Origin of the sequence: Dactylosporangium sp. CA-152071 (assembly GCF_050936335.1) — a bacterium.
GTDB classification, from domain to species: domain Bacteria; phylum Actinomycetota; class Actinomycetes; order Mycobacteriales; family Micromonosporaceae; genus Dactylosporangium; species Dactylosporangium maewongense.
This window is the reverse complement of record NZ_JBNJMZ010000001.1, coordinates 6,421,694-6,438,586: the sequence shown is the minus strand read 5'-3', so window position 1 is coordinate 6,438,586 and position 16,893 is coordinate 6,421,694. Positions and strand designations below refer to the sequence as shown.

Below are 16,893 nucleotides of genomic sequence, written 5' to 3'. Positions count from 1 at the left end.
CGGGGTTCAAAAGTCGTGTCGGCGCCGTGTCGGTCCCGTGTCAGCGGGGCCGCGCACGGTGGTGGCATGACGGATCTGATGGTCGAGGCCGAGGGCCTCGTCAAGCGGTTCGGGGAGACGAGGGCGCTGCAGGGCGTCGACCTCGCCGTCCCCCGGGGCACCGTGCACGGCGTGCTCGGCCCCAACGGCGCGGGCAAGACCACCGCCGTGCGCATCCTGTCGACGCTGCTGCGCCCGGACGCCGGCAGCGCCCGGATCGGCGGCGCCGACGTCGTCCGCGACGCCCAGCGGGTGCGGTCCAGGATCGGGCTGACCGGCCAGTACGCGAGCGTCGACGAGGACCTGACCGGCCGGCAGAACCTGGTGCTGTTCGGCACGCTGCTCGACCTGCGCAAGCCGGCGGCGAAGGCGCGGGCCGCGGAGCTGCTGGAGTGGTTCGACCTGACCGAGGCCGCGGACCGGCCCGCGAAGACCTACTCGGGCGGCATGCGGAGAAGGCTCGACCTGGCCGCGAGCCTCGTCGGCCGGCCGGACGTGATCTTCCTGGACGAGCCGACGACCGGCCTGGACCCGTCAAAACGCGAGGACATGTGGGGCGTCGTGCGCACCCTGGTCCGCGACGGTTCGACGGTGCTGCTGACCACGCAGTACCTGGAGGAGGCCGAGGCTCTGGCGGACGAGATCACCGTCATCGACCACGGGCGGGTCATCGCCAACGACACGCCGGACCGGCTCAAGCGGATCGTCGGCGGGCAGACCCTCGAGGTGCGCCCCACGGACCCGGCCGACCTGGAGAAGACCGGGCTGATCCTGGCCGCGGTCGCCACCGGCGGGCAGACCGCCGAGCAGACCCGCAAGGGCGTCCTGTCGGTGCCGGTCGCCGGTGACGAGGCGCTCACCGAGGCCGTCGCCCGGCTCGCCACGGCGGGGATCGCCGTCACCGAGCTCTCGATGCACCTGCCCAGCCTCGACGAGGTCTTCTTCACCCTGACCGGCAAGCCCAAGGAAGAGGTCGCCGCATGACCGCCGTAGCCGTCCTGCCCGAGAACAGGATCCACAAGGGCCCGCTCCGAGGCGTACGCCACTCGCTGGAGCTCACGAAACGCAGCCTGATCAAGACCTGGCGGACCCCGGAGGCGCTGATCGACGTCACGGTCCAGCCGGCCCTGTTCATGGTCATCTTCGTGTACATCTTCGGTGGCGCGGTCGCCGGCGGCACGCACCAGTACCTGCAGTTCCTCATGCCGGGCATCCTGGCCCAGACCGTCGCGATGGGCGCCATCTCGATCGGCGTCAACCTCAACAGCGACCTGGAGAAGGGCATCTTCGACCGGTTCCGGTCGCTGCCGATCGCCCGTTCCGCGCCGCTCATCGGCGCCGTGCTGGGCGACGTCGTCCGGTACGTCGTCGTGAGCATCTCGACGTTCGCGTTCGCCTACCTGATGGGGTTCCGGCTGCACGCCAGCCCGGTGCACGCGGTCGCCGGCTGCCTGCTCGCGGTGCTGTTCGGCCTGTGCCTGAGCTGGGCGCTGGTGTTCGTGGGGATGCTGGTGCGCACGTCCGGCGCGGTGCAGGGCGTCGGTTTCCTGGTGATCATGCCGCTGACGTTCGCGTCGAACGTGTTCGTCGGCGTGGCGACGCTGCCGGGCTGGATGCAGGGGTTCGTGAAGGTCAACCCGCTGACGCACCTGGTCGAGTCGATGCGGGCGCTGTTCCTCGGCACCCCGGTCGGCGACCACGTGTGGTGGACGCTCGGCTGGTGCGCCGCCCTCGTCGCGGTGTTCATGCCCCTCGCGCTAGCCGCCTACCGCAAGAAGGTCTGACATCAGCGCGCGGATGCGGTCGGTGGCCTCGGTCACCGGCCGCTCGCGCCATCCCCAGCCGTCCCCGCCGTCCCCGCCGGAGCCACCGGAGCCACCGGAGCCACCGGAGCCGACGGAGCCGACGGAGCCGCCAGAGCCACCAGAGCCGACGGGGAAGTCGCCGCCGGGGAAGAGGTGCTCGGGGTTGCCGCCGACCCGCAGCCCGAGCGTCCACAGCTCGTCGGCGGCACCGAGCCCGCCATGAGCCGCCAGCGCCGCCCCCGCGAGGGCCCACGCCCCCAGGATCGGCACGTCCTGCGTGGACAGCGCCTCGTCCCACGCCAGCAGCAGCAACGCGGCGGCCCGGTCGGCGTCGTCCAGCCCCAGGCACAGCACGGCCACGGCGCTGCGGTACAGCACCCGCAGCTGCGGGACGACCGGCTCCATCGTGTCGACGAGGGCCACGACCCGCGTCATGTGTGCCAGCGCCGCAGGGTGGTCGTCGTGCGCCATCGCCAGCTGGGCGAGCACCAGGGACGCCAGCCCGGCGTCGTGCTCCTGACTGTCGGGCGAGCCCGCCACCGCCCTGAGCCGCTCCGCCGCGGCCGCGTCGCCGCCGAACGCCGCCCGCGCGTCGAGCATCACCCGGATCGAGCCGACGTCCTCGGTGGCGCCGAGCAGGTCCATGTGCCGTTCGCTGCGCCGCAGCCACTCGTGCGCGCCCGGGCCGCCGCGGGCGCCGATGCTCTGCGCGGCGGTGCCCATCCCCCAGTGGTCGCCGACCTCCTCGAAGCACCGGTACGCGTCGGTCGCGTCGGCGACGGACTCGGCGAGCGCGCCCAGGTTCTCGTTGACGGTGGCCCGGAAGTAGTAGCCGAAGCCGCGCACGTAGGGGTCGGGGTCCGCGATGAGCGCGGTCGCGCCGGCCGCGTGGTCGAGGTAGGGCGTGGCGAGCCGCCGGACCATCGAGGCGAGCGTCCACGCCCGGTCCGAGATCTCCGCGCGCCGCGTGCCGAGGGCTCGCAGCATCCGCAGGACCAGCGCGAAGAGGCGGGTCGTGTCCCGGACGAACGCGTTGAGCCCGGTGAACAGGCACAGCCAGGTGGCCCGATCGGCGTCGACCGAGGCGAGCGCGAAGCGGCGCCGCGCCAGCGGGTCGCCGACCCGGAACACCCGCAGCGTCCAGGCGACGACCTCGGCGTGCAGGCCGCGGACCGTCCACAGGTGGGCCAGCGGCAGCATCACGTCGACGGTCGCGGCGTCGTCCTCGTGCTCCAGCGCCCAGCGCAGCGCCGTGACGAGGTTGTCCTGCTCGGCCGAGCAGCGCCGGAACGCCGGCAGCTGCGCCGGGGACCGGAACCGCGCGGCGAGGTCGGCGGACTCGGCCGCCGCCCACCGGACCAGGCCCTCCATCGCCGCGTCACGGGTGCCGGCGCCGTCGAGGCGCACCTCGCCGTATTCGCGGACCGTCTCCAGCATGCGGTACCGCAGCGCACCGTCCTCGCCCGCGTCCAGGACCAGCAGCGACTGCTCGACCAGCGTCGCCAGCCCCCGGCGGACGTCCCGGCCGCCGACCACGGCGCCCGCCAGGGCGGCGGTGAACGGCGCCGGGATCACCGCCAGCCGCTCCAGCAGCTCCCGGTCTGCGGCGCCGAGCAGCTCGCGGCTCCAGTCGACCAGCGCCCACAGGCTCGCGTGCCGGTCGGGCAGGCCGCGCAGCGCGGCGTCGAGCAGCCCGAACCGGTCGGCGAGCCCGGCCAGGACGTCGTCGATCGGCATGTGCCGCAGCCGGGCCGCGGCGAGCTCCAGCGCGAGCGGCAGGTTGTCGAGCCGGTGGCACAGCTCCAGGGCCCGGTCCGGGTCGGCCGGCACGCCGCCGCCGGCCCGGACCCGCGCGTCGAGGAGGTCGAGCGCGGCGTCGTCCGCCAGGGTCCCGAGCCGGTGCACGACCTCGCCGGGCAGGCTCAGCGGCGCCCGGCTGGTCGCGAGCACGGCGAGCTCCGGCGCCTCGGCCAGCGCCGTGAGCTCCGCGGCGGCCCCGGCGGCGCCGTCCAGGACGTGTTCGCAGTTGTCGAGCACCACAAGACCGCGCAGCTCCTGTACGGCCAGCCGGAGCCGCTCCCGCGAACCCAGCGCCCGCCACTCCGCCGTGCCGGCCGCGAGGTCCGCCGCACCGACCGCGGCGAGGACGGCGGGCAGGACGTCCGCGTCGGTGCGCAGGGCGGCCAGCTCCACCACGTGGACGGGCCGCCCTTCGGTCACGGCCAGCCGGGCGACCTCGGCGGCGAGCCGGGTCTTGCCGGCCCCGCCGGCGGCGACCACGGTCACCAGCGGCGCGGACGCCAGGGCCGCGCGCACCGCGGTCACGTCGCCGTCGCGCCCGACCAGGGTTGTCACCGCCCGCCGCCAGCCCGCCGGCAGCGCCGTTCGGGGCTCCGCCCGCGGGGCGAGCTCCCCCCGGAGCAGCGCCACGTGCACCGCCGCGACCGCCGCGGACGGGTCGGCGCCGTAGCCGTCGGCGAGGGCGGCGCGCAGGCGCTCCACGACGTCGAGGGCCTCGGCGTCCCGGCCCTGCGCGGCGAGCACCCGCACCAGCAGCACCGCCGACGGCTCGTGCGGCGGCTGGTCCGCGACGAGGCGGCGCAGATCGGTCTCGTCCGCGGGCGCGCCGGCGGCGAGGGCGGCCTCCGCGGCGAGCCCGGCGACGTCGGCGAGGAGCGGGGTCGGGCGGTCCGGCACCTCGGGGAACAGCGCCCGCGCCGCACGGGCCGCCTCCCGTGCCCGCTCGTGGTCGCCGGCGTCGAGCGCCTTCCGGCCGTCGTCGAGCAGCGACCTCGCGACGACGGCGTCGACCTCCACGGCGCTCGCGGGCAGCAGGTAGCCGCCGGGGGCCGCGGCGATCGGCAGCCCCAGCCGCCGGGCCCGGGAGATCAGCGCCTGCACCGCGCCGGGCGCGTCGTCGGGCGGGCCGTCGTCCCAGACGGCGTCGACGAGCGCGCCGACGGACACCGCCCGCCCACGCGCCTCGACCAGCGCCCGCACCACGGCCGCCAGCCGTGCGCCCTTCACCGGCCGGCCGTCGACGGCCAGCTCCCCCAGTGTCGTGACGCGCATGGCTCGATCATGCCGGGGGTCCGGGCAGACGGACGCCCCGGGGGAGGGCCCCGGGGCGTCCGCCGCTACGTGTTGCCAGGCCGCGTCCTAGACGTGGGTCCACCAGTCCCAGGTGCCGGAGTTCGGCGCGGACTGGACGCGGTGCCAGACCTTGCCGTCACCACCGACGACGAAGACCTCCATGATCCCGTCGGCCCGCGTGAAGGCGGTCGGGTTGCTGAAGATCAGGCCGCTGAGGTTGGTCCAGCCGCTCCACTGGCTCGGGTCGGCGGCGTCGGTCTGCGTGTTCGAGTACAGGTTGCCGTCCGTGCCCCGGATGAACACCGCGACGGTGCCGTCGGCGTTCTGCGCGGTCTCGATGTCGTTCGCGTACATCCAGTTGCCGAGGCGGGTCCACCAGGCGAACGAGCCGTCCGCGTTCTGCAGCCGGGACCAGATCGCGTGGTCGCCGCCGATGGCGAAGACCGTGATCCGGCCGTTGGCGTTCTTGATCGCGACCGGGTCGCTGAAGATCAGGCCGCTGAGGTTGGTCCACGCGCCCCAGGTGCCGTCGGCGGCCTGGACGCTGGTGTAGAGGTTGTTGTCGCCGCCACGGGCGAAAATCTGCTGCAGACCGTCGCTGTTGGCGATGATCGGGCCGCTCATGGCACCGGTGGTGCCGGGCGCGGCGGCCTTGGTGGTGATCGTGGTGGTGGCCGCGGTGCTGTACGCCGTCGGGCTGGCGTAGGCGACGACGGTGACGTCGTACGCGGTGCCGGCCGCCAGGCCGTTGATCGTGCAGGTGACGGCCGGGGCGACCGCGGTGCAGCTCAGGGCGCCGGAGCTGGCCTGGGCGGGCTCGGACGGGGTGGCGGTCGCGACGTAGTACACGACGGCGGCACCACCGACGGGAGCGGCCGCGGTCCAGGCGAGCGTCGCCGAGGTGGCGGAGACGTCGTCGTCGGCCGGCGGGGTGACGACCGGCGGGGCCGGCTTCGGCACCACGGCGGGGGTGACCGTCGTGGGCGTGGAGGCGGCGCCGGCCGATGCCGTGCCGTTGGCGTTCATGGACATGACGCCCGTGGTGTACACGGTCGCGTTCGTCAGACCGGTGACCTTGCAGGTCAGCTGGTCGGTGATGCAGAACTTGACGACGCCGCCACCGCTGATCGCGGCGGCCCGGTACTTGGCGACGGTGCCGGACGTGGGCGCGACCCAGGTCAGCGTCGCCTCGCCGTCGCCACCGGTCACGGTGACGTCAGTGGGGTCGTTCACCGTGCCCAGGATGTAGATGGCACCGGATTTCGCGGGGTCCGAGCTGAGCCCGTCCTTGGTGGCGGTCACCTCGAACTCGTACGAGAAGCCCGGCGCGACCGGGGTGCCACCACAGGTCACCGCCATCGATCCGGCGACGACCGGGCACGTGATGCCGGGAATGGCGACGCCCTCTTTGAACGCGGCGACCGCGTAGGTGACGCCCTCGGTCGGCGAGGCACCCCACGACACGGTGGGCACGCCGGCGGAGGTGGTGGCGGCGACCACGTCGACCGGCGCCTCGGGGCCGACACCCGGCGTGGCGCCGACGCTGGCGCTGCTGGCCGCGGAGTTCGGGACCGAGTTGGCGCCGTTCGTCACGACCTTGAACGTGTACTCAGTACCGTCGGTCAGGCCGCTGATCTTGCAGCTGTTGCTCAGCGCGTTGGTCGCGCTCGTGCACGTCTTGCCCGTCGAGACCCCGCCGAGGTAGGCCGTCGCGGTGTAGTTGGCGACGGTGGACAAGGCGTTCGCCGCGCCGGTCCACACCACGTTGACCTCGCCGGTCTTGCCCGTGGCGACCGGGGTGCCGATGGTGGGCGGGGCCAGCACGGGCGTCATCACACCGGTCGCGGTGGCGTCGGCGACGAGCGTGCCACCCTGCGGGTCGACGGTGATCGTGTACGTCGTGCCGGCGATCAGACCCGTCAGCGTGCAGGGCCCGCCGGCCTTCGCGGCGACCTGGCAGGACTGGTCGGGCGACGAGCCGGCGTCCGGGCCGTCCGCGTTGACGATGTAGGCAGGGCTCGTGTTGACGTCCGTGGCGTTCGTCTCGTCCGGGGTCACCGTGACGATCAGCGTCTCGTTGGGACCCAGCGCCGACACAGCGGTGACGCTGGCCAGGACCGCCGCCGAGGCGGGCTGCTGGGCCACCAACAGGGAGCCCGCCGTCAGTGTCAGAACAGCCGCCGAGCCGAGCAGGCCGCGTCTGGGCCCTGCCCGGCGGTCGCGCGGTTTGCTCACTTGAATCATTGCGTCCAACCCCCCGTTGCGAGGCGCCAGCTACGGTGCCGACGCGCCATCTCCTAGCAATGTAGGGCGGTGTTGTACTTTCCGGAGCAAATTAGGTAATAAGGCTCTTCGACAGGTGGCCAGCACTCTTCGTGTGCTAGTGAACACGTTCAGCTCACCAGCCGCGATCGGCGCGATGCCCGAAAAAACTTCCGTGGAGGATGTAGACATCGAAGGCGGCGCTCCGACGTACCAGGCGAGCGACGGAACGGCCGTCGTACACGCGAGGAGAGCCCGATGAAGTACGTCATCCTGATCCACTCGAACCCGCAGCCCTGGGGCCACCCGACGAGCGACTACCTCGCGGCCCACCAGGCGCTGCCCGGCGAGGTCCGCAAGCGGCTGAACGCCGAGTTCGAGCAGGTGATGACCGAGCTGCAGGCCAACGGCGAGCTGCTCGGCGGCGAGGCGCTCGGCGACCCGGCGAACGCCCGGCTGTACCGGTGGCGCGACGGCGAGCCCCTGGCCAGCGACGGGCCGTACTCGGAGGCGAAGGAGCACCTCGCCGGCTTCTTCCTGATCGACGTCGACAGCCAGGCGCGGGCCGAGGCGGTCGCCGCCCGGTTCTCCGGCCCGGACGAGACGGTGGAGCTGCGCCCGATGATGTGGCCCGGCGGCGACGACCAATGACCGGTTCGGTGCTCGGTGACGTGTGGCGCCGGGAGGCGCCGCACGTCCTCGGGGCGTTGCTGCGCAAGTACGGCGACCTCGGCGACTGCGAGGAGGCGCTGCAGGACGCCGCCGAGGTGGCCGCCGCCCGGTGGCCCGTCGACGGGGTGCCCGACTCGCCGCGGGCCTGGCTGATCACCGTGGCCTCCCGGCGGCTGATCGACCGGGCCCGGGCGGACTCGGCCCGGACCCGGCGCGAGACGCTGGACGCGGCCCAGCGCCCGGCCACGACGGAGGAGGCGACGACCGAGGACAGCGACGACACGCTGCGGCTGTTCTTCCTCTGCTGCCATCCGGCGCTGACCCGGCCGTCGCAGGTCGCGCTCTGCCTGCGCTCGGTGGCCGGCCTGGGCGTGGAGCAGATCGCGGCCGCGTACCTCGTGCCGGCCCGCACGATGACGCAGCGCCTCAGCCGTGCGCGGATCGCGCTGCGCCAGGCCGGTGCGCGGTTCGTCATGCCGTCGCCGGAGGAGCTGCCCGACCGGGTCGCCGCGGTCATCGACGTGTGCCACCTGGTCTTCACCGAGGGGTATGCGCGGACGTCGGGCGAGGCGCTGCTCGACGTGCAGCTCGCCGAGGAGGCGATCCGGCTCGTCCGGCAGCTGCACGCCGCGCTGCCCGACCACGCCGAGGTCGCCGGCGCGCTGGCCCTCATGCTGCTCACGCACGCCCGGTCCGCCGCCCGCGTCGACGCCGCCGGCGACCTCGTGCCGCTCGCCGAGCAGGACCGGCTCCGCTGGCGGCACGACCTGATCACCGAGGGCGTCGAGCTGCTGGAGCGCACCCTGCCCCGCGGGCACGTGGGCCGCTTCCAGCTGCAGGCCGCGATCGCCGCCGTCCACGCCGAGGCCGCGACCTACGAGGAGACCGACTGGCTGCAGATCAGCGTGCTCTACGACATGCTCAGCAAGGTCGCGCCCGGCCCGGCCGTCACCCTGAACCACGCCGTCGCCGTCGCCATGGCGCACGGACCCGCGGCCGGCCTGGCCATGCTCGAACCGCTGCTGGACGACCCCGCCATGCAGCGTCATCACCGGCTGTACGCGGTCCGCGGCCACCTGCTCGACCTCAGCGGCGACCCGGACGGCGCGGTCGAGCAGTACCGGATCGCCGCCCGCCTCACGGCGAGCCTGCCGGAGCAGCGCTACCTCAACCGCAAGCTGGCCCGTTGAGCGTCACGGTGACGGCCGGGGGGACGGCCGGCGGACAGGCCATCGGGTGACACATCCGGCCGTCGGCCCGATTTGCCGGTAGTGTCGGAACGATCGCCACTGCATGGAGGGCATTCCTGTGGATTCGAGGCATTCCGGTCCGCAGGCTGGTGCAGGGCGAGAGTTCCTACGGGTGCAGGTCGACGCGGCGGCCGGCGACCACGCGCAGCACGCACTGATCCTCACCGGCGTCCTGGAAGGCCTGACGGCGCGGGAGCTGCTCACCGTCATGGCGGACACGCTGCCGGACCCGGTCCCGGAGCTCGTCGTCGTCGACATCGCCGGCGTGCGGTTCCTCGGCTCCCAGGGGCTGCGCTGCCTCATGGCCTGCCGCCGCCACGTGGAGAGCCGGGGCGGGCGGATGGTGCTGCGCAACCCGGCGCCGATGGCCGAGCGCATCCTGTACATCGCGGGCATGCTCGACTCGTTCGGGCTCTCGATGACCGCGCAGGGCACCTCGGTGCCGGCGGCGTACCGGATCGAGACGGCCGCCACGGCGGAGGTGACCGGGGTGGCCGACACGGCGGAGGTGACCTGAGCGCCGCCCGTGGCCGGGGTAACGGATGTGCGCGGTCGCACCACCGGACAGTAGGCTTGCGCAGGGTCGATGAAGAGGCCCCCCGCCGCTGGTGGGGGGCCTCTTCCATGCAGCTGCCGACGGAAGAGTGACGATCGTGGCGAGTGAGACAGACAACGACTGGGTCGACCGGTTCGCGGACGAGGTGATCGCGGCGTCGCAGCGACGCGCCCCGGGCAAGCCGGTGGTCTGCGCGTCCGGGCTCAGCCCGTCCGGCCCCGTCCACCTCGGCAACCTCCGCGAGGTGATGACCCCGCACCTGGTCGCGGACGAGATCCGCCGGCGCGGGCACGACGTGGTCCACATCATCTCGTGGGACGACTACGACCGCTTCCGGAAGGTGCCCGCGGGGGTCACGGGCATCGACCCCTCGTGGGCGCAGCACATCGGCAAGCCGCTGAGTGCCGTGCCGGCGCCGGCGGGCAGCGAGCACCCGAACTGGGCGGAGCACTTCAAGGCCGCCATGATCGCGTCGCTGGCCGAGCTCGGGGTGGAGTACCGGGGGATCAGCCAGACGGAGATGTACACGTCCGGCGCCTACCGCGAGCAGATCCTGCTCGCCATGCGCGAGCGCGCCCGGATCGACGCGGTCCTGGCGCGGTACCGGACGAAGAAGCCCGCCGCGGCGGCCGCGGCCGGCACGAGCGAGGCCGAGGCCGAGGCGGCGGAGGGCTCCGGCGCCGCGAGCGAGGACGACGGCACCGCCGCGACCGGCTACTACCCGTACAAGCCGTACTGCGGCAGCTGCGGCACCGACCTCACCACCGTCGTGTCCTACGACGACGACACCACCGAGCTGACCTACACGTGCGTCTGCGGGTTCACCGAGACCGTGCTGCTGTCGGAGTTCAACCGCGGCAAGCTGGTGTGGAAGGTCGACTGGCCGATGCGCTGGGCCTACGAGGGAGTGATCTTCGAGCCGTCGGGGGTCGACCACTCGTCGCCGGGCTCGTCGTTCCAGGTCGGCGGGCAGATCGTCACCGAGGTGTTCGGCGGCGAGCAGCCGATCGGGCCGATGTACGCGTTCGTCGGCATCAGCGGCATGGCGAAGATGAGCAGCTCCCGCGGCGCGGTGCCGACGCCCGCCGACGCGCTGGAGATCATGGAGGCGCCGCTGCTGCGGTGGCTGTACGCGCGGCGCCGCCCCAACCAGTCGTTCCAGGTCGCGTTCGACCAGGAGATCCAGCGCATCTACGACGAGTGGGATGCGCTGGAGAAGCGCTACACGGCCGGCACCGCGGTCCCCGCCGACCGCTCCGCCTACCTGCGGGCCTCCCGGACGGCGGCGCTGGAGCTGCCCCGGACGCCGCGCACGGTGCCGTACCGGACGCTCGCCTCCATCGTCGACATCACCACCGGGCAGGCCGAGCAGACCCTGCGGATCCTGCGCGACCTCGACGCGGAGCAGCCGATCACGTCGCTGGACGAGGTCCGGCCGAGGCTCGACCGGGCGCAGCACTGGGTGAACACGCAGGTGCCGGCCGAGTCGCGGACCAAGGTGCTCGACGAGCCCGACAAGGCGCTGCTCGACTCGCTGACCGCCGAGCAGCGCGAGTCGCTGCGCCTGCTGCTGGCCGGGCTCGACGACCACTGGTCGCTCGACGGCCTGACCACCCTGCTCTACGGCGTGCCGAAGGTGATGGCCGGCCTCCCGCTGGACACCAAGCCGACCGCTGAGCTGAAGGTGGCGCAGCGCAGCTTCTTCGCACTCCTGTACCACCTGCTGGTCGGCCGCGACACCGGGCCGCGCCTGCCCACCCTGCTGCTCGCCGTCGGCGCCGACCGCGTCCGGGCGCTGCTGTCCTGAGACGGCGGTGGCCCGCCGGACCCCCGGCGGGCCACCATGACACCGGCGTGGCCGGATCCTGAGCCGGCCGACCCGCGCACCGGGCGCTCCCTGCCGCGGCGGGAGGCGGTCGCGCCGGTGGACGGGTTCACCGTGCCGGTGCCGGCGGCACCTGCCAGCGCTGCTGCCTCGTGCCGGCGCAGCGGGTGATGTACGGCCTGCCGCCCCACTCCGTCAGGCACTGCTTCGAGGAGCGGGTGACCAGCGCGCCCCGGACGGCGTCCCACTGCTGCGCGACGGCACCGGAGCAGGCGCCCAGCCGCAGCGAGGCGTCCAGGCAGCGGCCCGCCGTGCGCAGCGTGCCGTCGGCGACGATCGTCCAGGTCTGCGCCGCGGCGCCGGAGCAGCGGCGCAGCCGCACGGACGCGTCCAGGCAGAGCCCGGCGGACCCGACCAGCGGCCCCGACGCGGCGCCGGAGACTGCCGCGGGCGCGACACCGGACCCAGTACCGGACTCAGCGCCGGGCTCAGTACCGGACTCAGCGGCCGGCGCGGACCCGAGGCCCGCCTCGACCGGCGGCGGGAGGACGGCCATCTGCAGCCGGCCGGACGACGGCGCGGAGTCCGCGGAGGGCGCGGACGTCGCGGGCCGGTCGCCGGCCGACAGCGCCAGGGCGGTCGTCGCGGTCGTCACGACCAGCACCGTCCACGCGAACGCGGGGTGGTGCCGCCCCGCCCGGCGGTGCGCCGGCCGAGAGCCCGGCGATGCCGACGGTGCCGGATTCACGAGGGTCATCCAGGAATGCCGTGGGTGGTATTCCGGCGGTTCGGGGCGCGCCACCGCCGGTGCGTTGTTGGGGTGTGCCGCGGGTGGAATCTGATGGTGCGCGATGACTCTCACGTATGGGCGGACCAGCACCGGAGACATAGCACGACCGTAGCGGCCATCAGCGATGACCGATCCCGGCCGGACCGGGTGAAACAGCAGAATCACCCTCCGTCTCACCCGGTCGTTGGAGCGCTTTCACAAATCGCCGCAGCCCGGATGGATCGCACGGAACGTCCGCATTTCCCGTGACCGCCGAGCGGTTTCGTGGAAATCGAGGGCGCGCGGACGTAGCGCACGGCGGATTTACACGGTAGAAACAACACGCTGGAGAGAGCGCTCTCACACGCGGACGCCGATGCGCCGCCGGCTCCTCCCACACCCCATCCACCGTGTACCTCACCCGCCCGCACGATCGAGAGGACGCACCCGTATGACGATCCAGTCCGAGCATTCCGTGAGGCGGTGGTCGAGCCGTCGCAACGTCGGCAGGGCGTTCGTGCTCAGCCTGGCGCTGACGACCGCCACCGCCTCGATGGGGACAGCGGCCGGCGCGACCCCGCCCGGGTTGAACGGCGGGTCGCAGGACCTGGGCCCCAACGTCACCGTGTTCGACCCGAGCACGCCGGTCAGCGAGATCCAGGCGAAGCTGGACGCGACCTACGCCAAGCAGGTCGACAACGAGATGGGTACCGCTCGGTACGCCTACTACTTCAAGCCCGGCACGTACGGCACGGCAGACCAGCCGCTGCAGTTCAAGGTCGGCTACTACACCGAGATCGCCGGCCTGGGCGCCAACCCGGGCGACGTCGTCATCAACGGCAAGGTCGAGGTGTACAACCGCTGCCTCGAGAACGGCGGCACCAGCAACTGCCTCGCGCTGGTCAACTTCTGGCGCACGCTGTCCAACCTGTCGATCAACGTCAACGGCAAGGGCCAGGACGGCTGCCGCGGCTCGGCCAACTTCTGGGCCGTGTCGCAGGCCGTCTCGCTGCGGCGCCTCAACGTCACCGGCGGCAACCTGTCGCTGATGGACTACTGCACCGCCGGCCCGCAGTACGCCAGCGGCGGCTTCATCGCCGACTCGAAGGCCGGGACGATCGTCAACGGCTCGCAGCAGCAGTGGCTGACCCGCAACAGCCAGGTCGACAACTGGTCCAACGGCGTCTGGAACCAGGTCTTCTCGGGCGTCGTCGGCGCCCCGGACGACTCGGCGTTCCCGAACCCGCCGTACACCACCATCGCGCAGACCCCGATCAGCCGGGAGAAGCCGTACCTCTTCGTCGACGCCAAGGGCAAGTACCAGGTCCGCGTCCCGTCGGCGCAGAAGAACACCAGCGGCATCTCGTGGGCGAACGGCCAGACCGCCGGCCGCACCATCCCGCTGTCGGACTTCTACGTCGCCAAGCCGGGCGACTCGGTCGCCAAGATCAACCTGGCGCTGCTCGCCGGCAAGAACCTGCTGCTCACCCCCGGCATGTACGACATCGCCCGCAGCATCGAGGTCCGCTGGCCCAACCAGGTGGTCCTCGGCATCGGGCACGCGACGCTGACCGCGGTCAACGGCGCCACCCCGCTCGACGTCGCCGACGTCCCGGGCATCATCGTCGCGGGCGTCACCATCGACGCCGGCCTCAAGGAGTCGAAGGTCCTGCTGCGCGTCGGCAAGGAGCACGGCTGGGGCTTCAGCGACCCGAAGAACCCGACCACGCTGTCCGACGTGTACTTCCGCGTCGGCGGCCCGCACATCGGCAAGACCGACACCGCGCTCGAGGTCAACAGCGACAACGTGCTCATCGACCACACCTGGGTGTGGCGCGGCGACCACGGCGTCGAGGGCTTCACCGGCGGCGTCAACGGCGACAACCAGCGCTGGGTCACCAACACCGGCCGCTACGGCGCCATCATCAACGGCGACAACGTGACCGCGACGGGCCTCTTCGTCGAGCACTTCCAGAAGTACAACACCGTCTGGAACGGCGAGCGCGGCACCACGATCCTGTACCAGAACGAGCTGCCGTACGACCCGCCGACGCAGGCCGACTGGATGAACGGCAGCGTCAAGGGCTACGCCGGTTACAAGGTCAACAACAAGGTGAAGACCCACAACCTGTACGGCGCGGGCGTGTACGTCTTCAACCAGAACAACCCGTCGATCCAGACCGAGAACGGCTTCGAGGCCCCGAACACCCCGGGCGTCAAGCTGCACCACATCATGACGGTCAACCTGAGCGCCGGCGTCATCAACCACGTCGTCAACGGCGTGGGCAACGCGGCCGACACCACCATGATCGGCGTGCCGATCTACCTGGCGGACTACCCCGTCGCGTAACACCCGGCACCACCAACGGTGGGCTCATCGCGATCAGCGATGGGCCCACCGCTGTGTTTTCTGAAAGTTGCGCCCGTCGCCGCTGGCCGCGAGGGCGCTCCCTTTACACCCCGCCGGGCGGCGTGGAACCATGCGGCGGCGGTTGTGGGAGCGCTAACATCGCAGGCGGGAGGCCCGGTGGCCGAGACCATCGTCGGGACGGCCGAGCTCGTCGCGGCGGCCCAGGCCGGCGACCGGGCGGCGCTGGAGGAGCTGACCGCCGCGCACCTGCCGCTGGTGTACAACGTGATCGGCCGGGCCCTGAACGGCCACGCCGACGTCGACGACCTCGTGCAGGAGACGATGGAGCGGGTCGTGCGCAACCTGCGCGGCCTGCGCGAGCCGGAGCGGTTCCGCTCGTGGGTCGTCGCCATCGCGTACCGCGAGATCCAGCTCCATCTGCGCAAGGCCCGCCGGCTGGGGTTCCCGCGCCGGCCGGAGGCGCTCACCGAGGTGCCCGACCCGGCCGGTGACTTCGCCGAGCGCACCGTCACCGAGCTGGTGCTCACCGGGCAGCGCCGCGAGCTGGTCGAGGCGACCCGCTGGCTCGACGACGGCGACCGGCACCTGCTCGCGCTGTGGTGGCACGAGGCGGCCGGCGACCTGACCCGCACCGAGCTCGCGGCCGCGCTCGGCATCGGCCAGCCGCACGCCGCCGTCCGCCTGCAGCGCATGAAGGCGCAGCTCGAGACGGCCCGCGCGATCGTCCGGGCCCTCGCGGCGAGCCCGCGCTGCGAGGGCCTCGCGACCGTCGTCGACGGCTGGAACGGGGTGGCCCGGCCGCTGTGGCGCAAGCGGCTGTCCCGGCACGTCCGCGAGTGCACCGGCTGCGGCGGCCACCGGCACGGGCTCATCCCGCCGGAGCGGCTGCTGCACGGGATCGGCGCGGTCGCCGTGCCGGCCGTGTTCACGAAGGCGGCGCTGCCCGGCACATCCCTGCTCGGCTCCCTGCAGCAGCTGTTCCAGCACAAGGCGGCCGCGGTCGCGACCGTGGCCGTGGTGGCGGGCGGCGGCTTCGCGTACGCGGTGTACGAGACGCCGGACGGGCGCGAGGCGCCGGCCGTGTCCGCGCCGCAGGCACCCGCCGCCCCCTCGGCCGCCTCCCCGGCGCCGCCGGCCGCCTCCTCCGCGGCCCCGCCGGCCCGGACCACCGGCGAGATCTTCGTGTCACCGACCGGCGCGGACACCGGGGACGGCTCGATCGACCGGCCCCTGGCGACGCTCTCGGCGGCGGTCGCGCTGGTGCGGCCCGGCCAGACCATCACGCTGCGGGGCGGCACCTACCGGCCCGCCGACCCGGTCACCATCACGACCAGCGGCACCGCCGAGCAGCGGATCACGCTCACCAACTACCGCGACGAGGCACCCGTGATCGACGCCTCGCGCATCCCCGCCGACAAGTGGGCGATCACCCAGCGGGCGGACTACTGGACCGTGCAGGGCCTGGAGATCAAGGGCTCCCGCAGCCACGCGTACGTCTGCCTCTCCTGCAAGCACGACGTCTTCCGCCGCCTGTCCGTCCACGACAATGTGGAGTCGGGCCTCACCCTGCGCGACGACGGCACCGTCGGCAACCAGGTCCTGGACAGCGACTTCTACCGCAACCGCAACCCCGCCGACCAGGGCCAGACCGGCATCGGCCTGGGCGTGAAGTTCGGCGACGGCGACGGCAACCTCATCCGCGGCTGCCGCGCCTTCGACAACGCCGACGACGGCTTCGACCTCGGCGACTTCCGCAGCCCGGTGACGCTGGAGTACAACTGGGCCTTCGGCAACGGCGTCAACCGCTGGGGCGTGCGCGACTGGCAGAGCAACGGCAACGGCTTCACGCTCGGCGGCGGCAGCCCGCCCGCCGCGGCCGCGCACCGGCTGCGCCACAACGCCGCCTGGGACAACGTCCATCACGGCTTCACCGACAGCGGCAACCGCGCGGCCCTGCAGCTCACCAACAACACCGCCTTCCGCAACGGCGCCACCGGCTTCGCCGTGACCGACGCCCCGGCGACCCTGCGCAGCTCCGTGTCGATCGACAACGAGACCGCGGTCCGCGCCAACGCCGCCGTGCAGTCCAGCCGCAACACCTGGGACGAGGGCACCTGGACGAGGTCGATGTTCCGCACCACGGACCCGGTCACCGCCCAGTCCCCCCGCCCGCTCGACGGCTCCCTGCCCCCGACCTCGTTCCTGACCACCGGCAACGGCATGGGCGCCTCCATGTCCGGCGGCGACTGAC

At 73.0% G+C, this 16,893-nt stretch carries 11 protein-coding genes; 8 read left to right on the top strand and 3 right to left on the bottom strand.

What is annotated here, in order from left to right:
• The first annotated feature begins 66 nt into the window (after positions 1 to 66).
• Complete coding sequence (locus ACQEVZ_RS28920) at positions 67 to 1,023, top strand: ATP-binding cassette domain-containing protein (RefSeq protein WP_344501241.1); 957 nt, start codon at positions 67 to 69, stop codon at positions 1,021 to 1,023.
• Positions 1,020 to 1,823 (top strand): ABC transporter permease, encoded by an 804-nt coding sequence (locus tag ACQEVZ_RS28915; protein ID WP_433372173.1) that lies wholly within the window; start codon positions 1,020 to 1,022, stop codon positions 1,821 to 1,823. The genes ACQEVZ_RS28920 and ACQEVZ_RS28915 overlap by 4 nt, the downstream gene beginning before the upstream one ends.
• Here the strand turns inward: ACQEVZ_RS28915 and ACQEVZ_RS28910 are convergent.
• Together ACQEVZ_RS28910 and ACQEVZ_RS28905 are read right to left on the bottom strand one after the other, a co-directional pair.
• Positions 1,797 to 4,916, bottom strand: coding sequence for a BTAD domain-containing putative transcriptional regulator (locus tag ACQEVZ_RS28910; RefSeq protein ID WP_433372170.1), 3,120 nt, complete (start codon positions 4,914 to 4,916; stop codon positions 1,797 to 1,799). The two genes, ACQEVZ_RS28915 and ACQEVZ_RS28910, sit on opposite strands and share 27 nt — an antisense overlap.
• Positions 4,917 to 5,003: 87 nt before the next feature.
• Positions 5,004 to 7,172 carry a fibronectin type III domain-containing protein gene (locus ACQEVZ_RS28905; protein ID WP_433372167.1) on the bottom strand — a complete coding sequence of 723 codons (2,169 nt, stop codon included), beginning with the start codon at positions 7,170 to 7,172 and terminating at the stop codon, positions 5,004 to 5,006.
• A gap of 285 nt (positions 7,173 to 7,457) precedes the next feature.
• Between ACQEVZ_RS28905 and ACQEVZ_RS28900 the strand changes: the two genes are divergently transcribed.
• The 4 genes from ACQEVZ_RS28900 to lysS all read left to right on the top strand — a co-directional run bounded on the left by ACQEVZ_RS28900 (position 7,458) and on the right by lysS (position 11,484).
• Complete coding sequence (locus ACQEVZ_RS28900; RefSeq protein ID WP_344501237.1) at positions 7,458 to 7,850, top strand: YciI family protein; 393 nt, start codon at positions 7,458 to 7,460, stop codon at positions 7,848 to 7,850.
• On the top strand, positions 7,847 to 9,061 hold the full coding sequence (locus tag ACQEVZ_RS28895) for an RNA polymerase sigma factor (RefSeq protein ID WP_344501236.1): 1,215 nt from the start codon (positions 7,847 to 7,849) through the stop codon (positions 9,059 to 9,061). Before ACQEVZ_RS28900 ends, ACQEVZ_RS28895 begins: the two co-directional genes overlap by 4 nt.
• A 172-nt stretch (positions 9,062 to 9,233) precedes the next feature.
• The gene (locus tag ACQEVZ_RS28890; protein WP_433372162.1) at positions 9,234 to 9,638 is read left to right on the top strand and encodes an STAS domain-containing protein; all 405 of its coding nucleotides are present in this window, start codon (positions 9,234 to 9,236) and stop codon (positions 9,636 to 9,638) included.
• A gap of 136 nt (positions 9,639 to 9,774) precedes the next feature.
• Complete coding sequence (gene lysS / locus ACQEVZ_RS28885; RefSeq protein WP_433372159.1) at positions 9,775 to 11,484, top strand: lysine--tRNA ligase; 1,710 nt, start codon at positions 9,775 to 9,777, stop codon at positions 11,482 to 11,484.
• Between the two features lie 127 nt (positions 11,485 to 11,611).
• Here the strand turns inward: lysS and ACQEVZ_RS28880 are convergent, their stop codons facing one another.
• Positions 11,612 to 12,157 carry a ricin-type beta-trefoil lectin domain protein gene (locus ACQEVZ_RS28880; RefSeq protein WP_433372156.1) on the bottom strand — a complete coding sequence of 182 codons (546 nt, stop codon included), beginning with the start codon at positions 12,155 to 12,157 and terminating at the stop codon, positions 11,612 to 11,614.
• Between the two features lie 565 nt (positions 12,158 to 12,722).
• On the opposite strand from ACQEVZ_RS28880, the gene ACQEVZ_RS28875 reads away from it, so the two are divergent.
• Together ACQEVZ_RS28875 and ACQEVZ_RS28870 are read left to right on the top strand one after the other, a co-directional pair.
• The gene (locus ACQEVZ_RS28875) at positions 12,723 to 14,621 is read left to right on the top strand and encodes an adenylyl cyclase (protein WP_433372153.1); all 1,899 of its coding nucleotides are present in this window, start codon (positions 12,723 to 12,725) and stop codon (positions 14,619 to 14,621) included.
• 177 nt (positions 14,622 to 14,798) lie between these two features.
• On the top strand, positions 14,799 to 16,892 hold the full coding sequence (locus tag ACQEVZ_RS28870; protein WP_433372150.1) for a sigma-70 family RNA polymerase sigma factor: 2,094 nt from the start codon (positions 14,799 to 14,801) through the stop codon (positions 16,890 to 16,892).
• Position 16,893: the final 1 nt, after the last annotated feature.

Excerpts from the sequence above, each read along its gene's own strand:
- ACQEVZ_RS28920 (WP_344501241.1), top strand. The coding sequence starts at position 67 with ATGACGGATCTGATGGTCGAGGCCGAGGGCCTCGTCAAGCGGTTCGGG.
- ACQEVZ_RS28915 (WP_433372173.1), top strand. The coding sequence starts at position 1,020 with ATGACCGCCGTAGCCGTCCTGCCCGAGAACAGGATCCACAAGGGCCCG.
- ACQEVZ_RS28910 (WP_433372170.1), bottom strand. The coding sequence starts at position 4,916 with ATGCGCGTCACGACACTGGGGGAGCTGGCCGTCGACGGCCGGCCGGTG.
- ACQEVZ_RS28900 (WP_344501237.1), top strand. The coding sequence starts at position 7,458 with ATGAAGTACGTCATCCTGATCCACTCGAACCCGCAGCCCTGGGGCCAC.
- ACQEVZ_RS28895 (WP_344501236.1), top strand. The coding sequence starts at position 7,847 with ATGACCGGTTCGGTGCTCGGTGACGTGTGGCGCCGGGAGGCGCCGCAC.
- ACQEVZ_RS28875 (WP_433372153.1), top strand. The coding sequence starts at position 12,723 with ATGACGATCCAGTCCGAGCATTCCGTGAGGCGGTGGTCGAGCCGTCGC.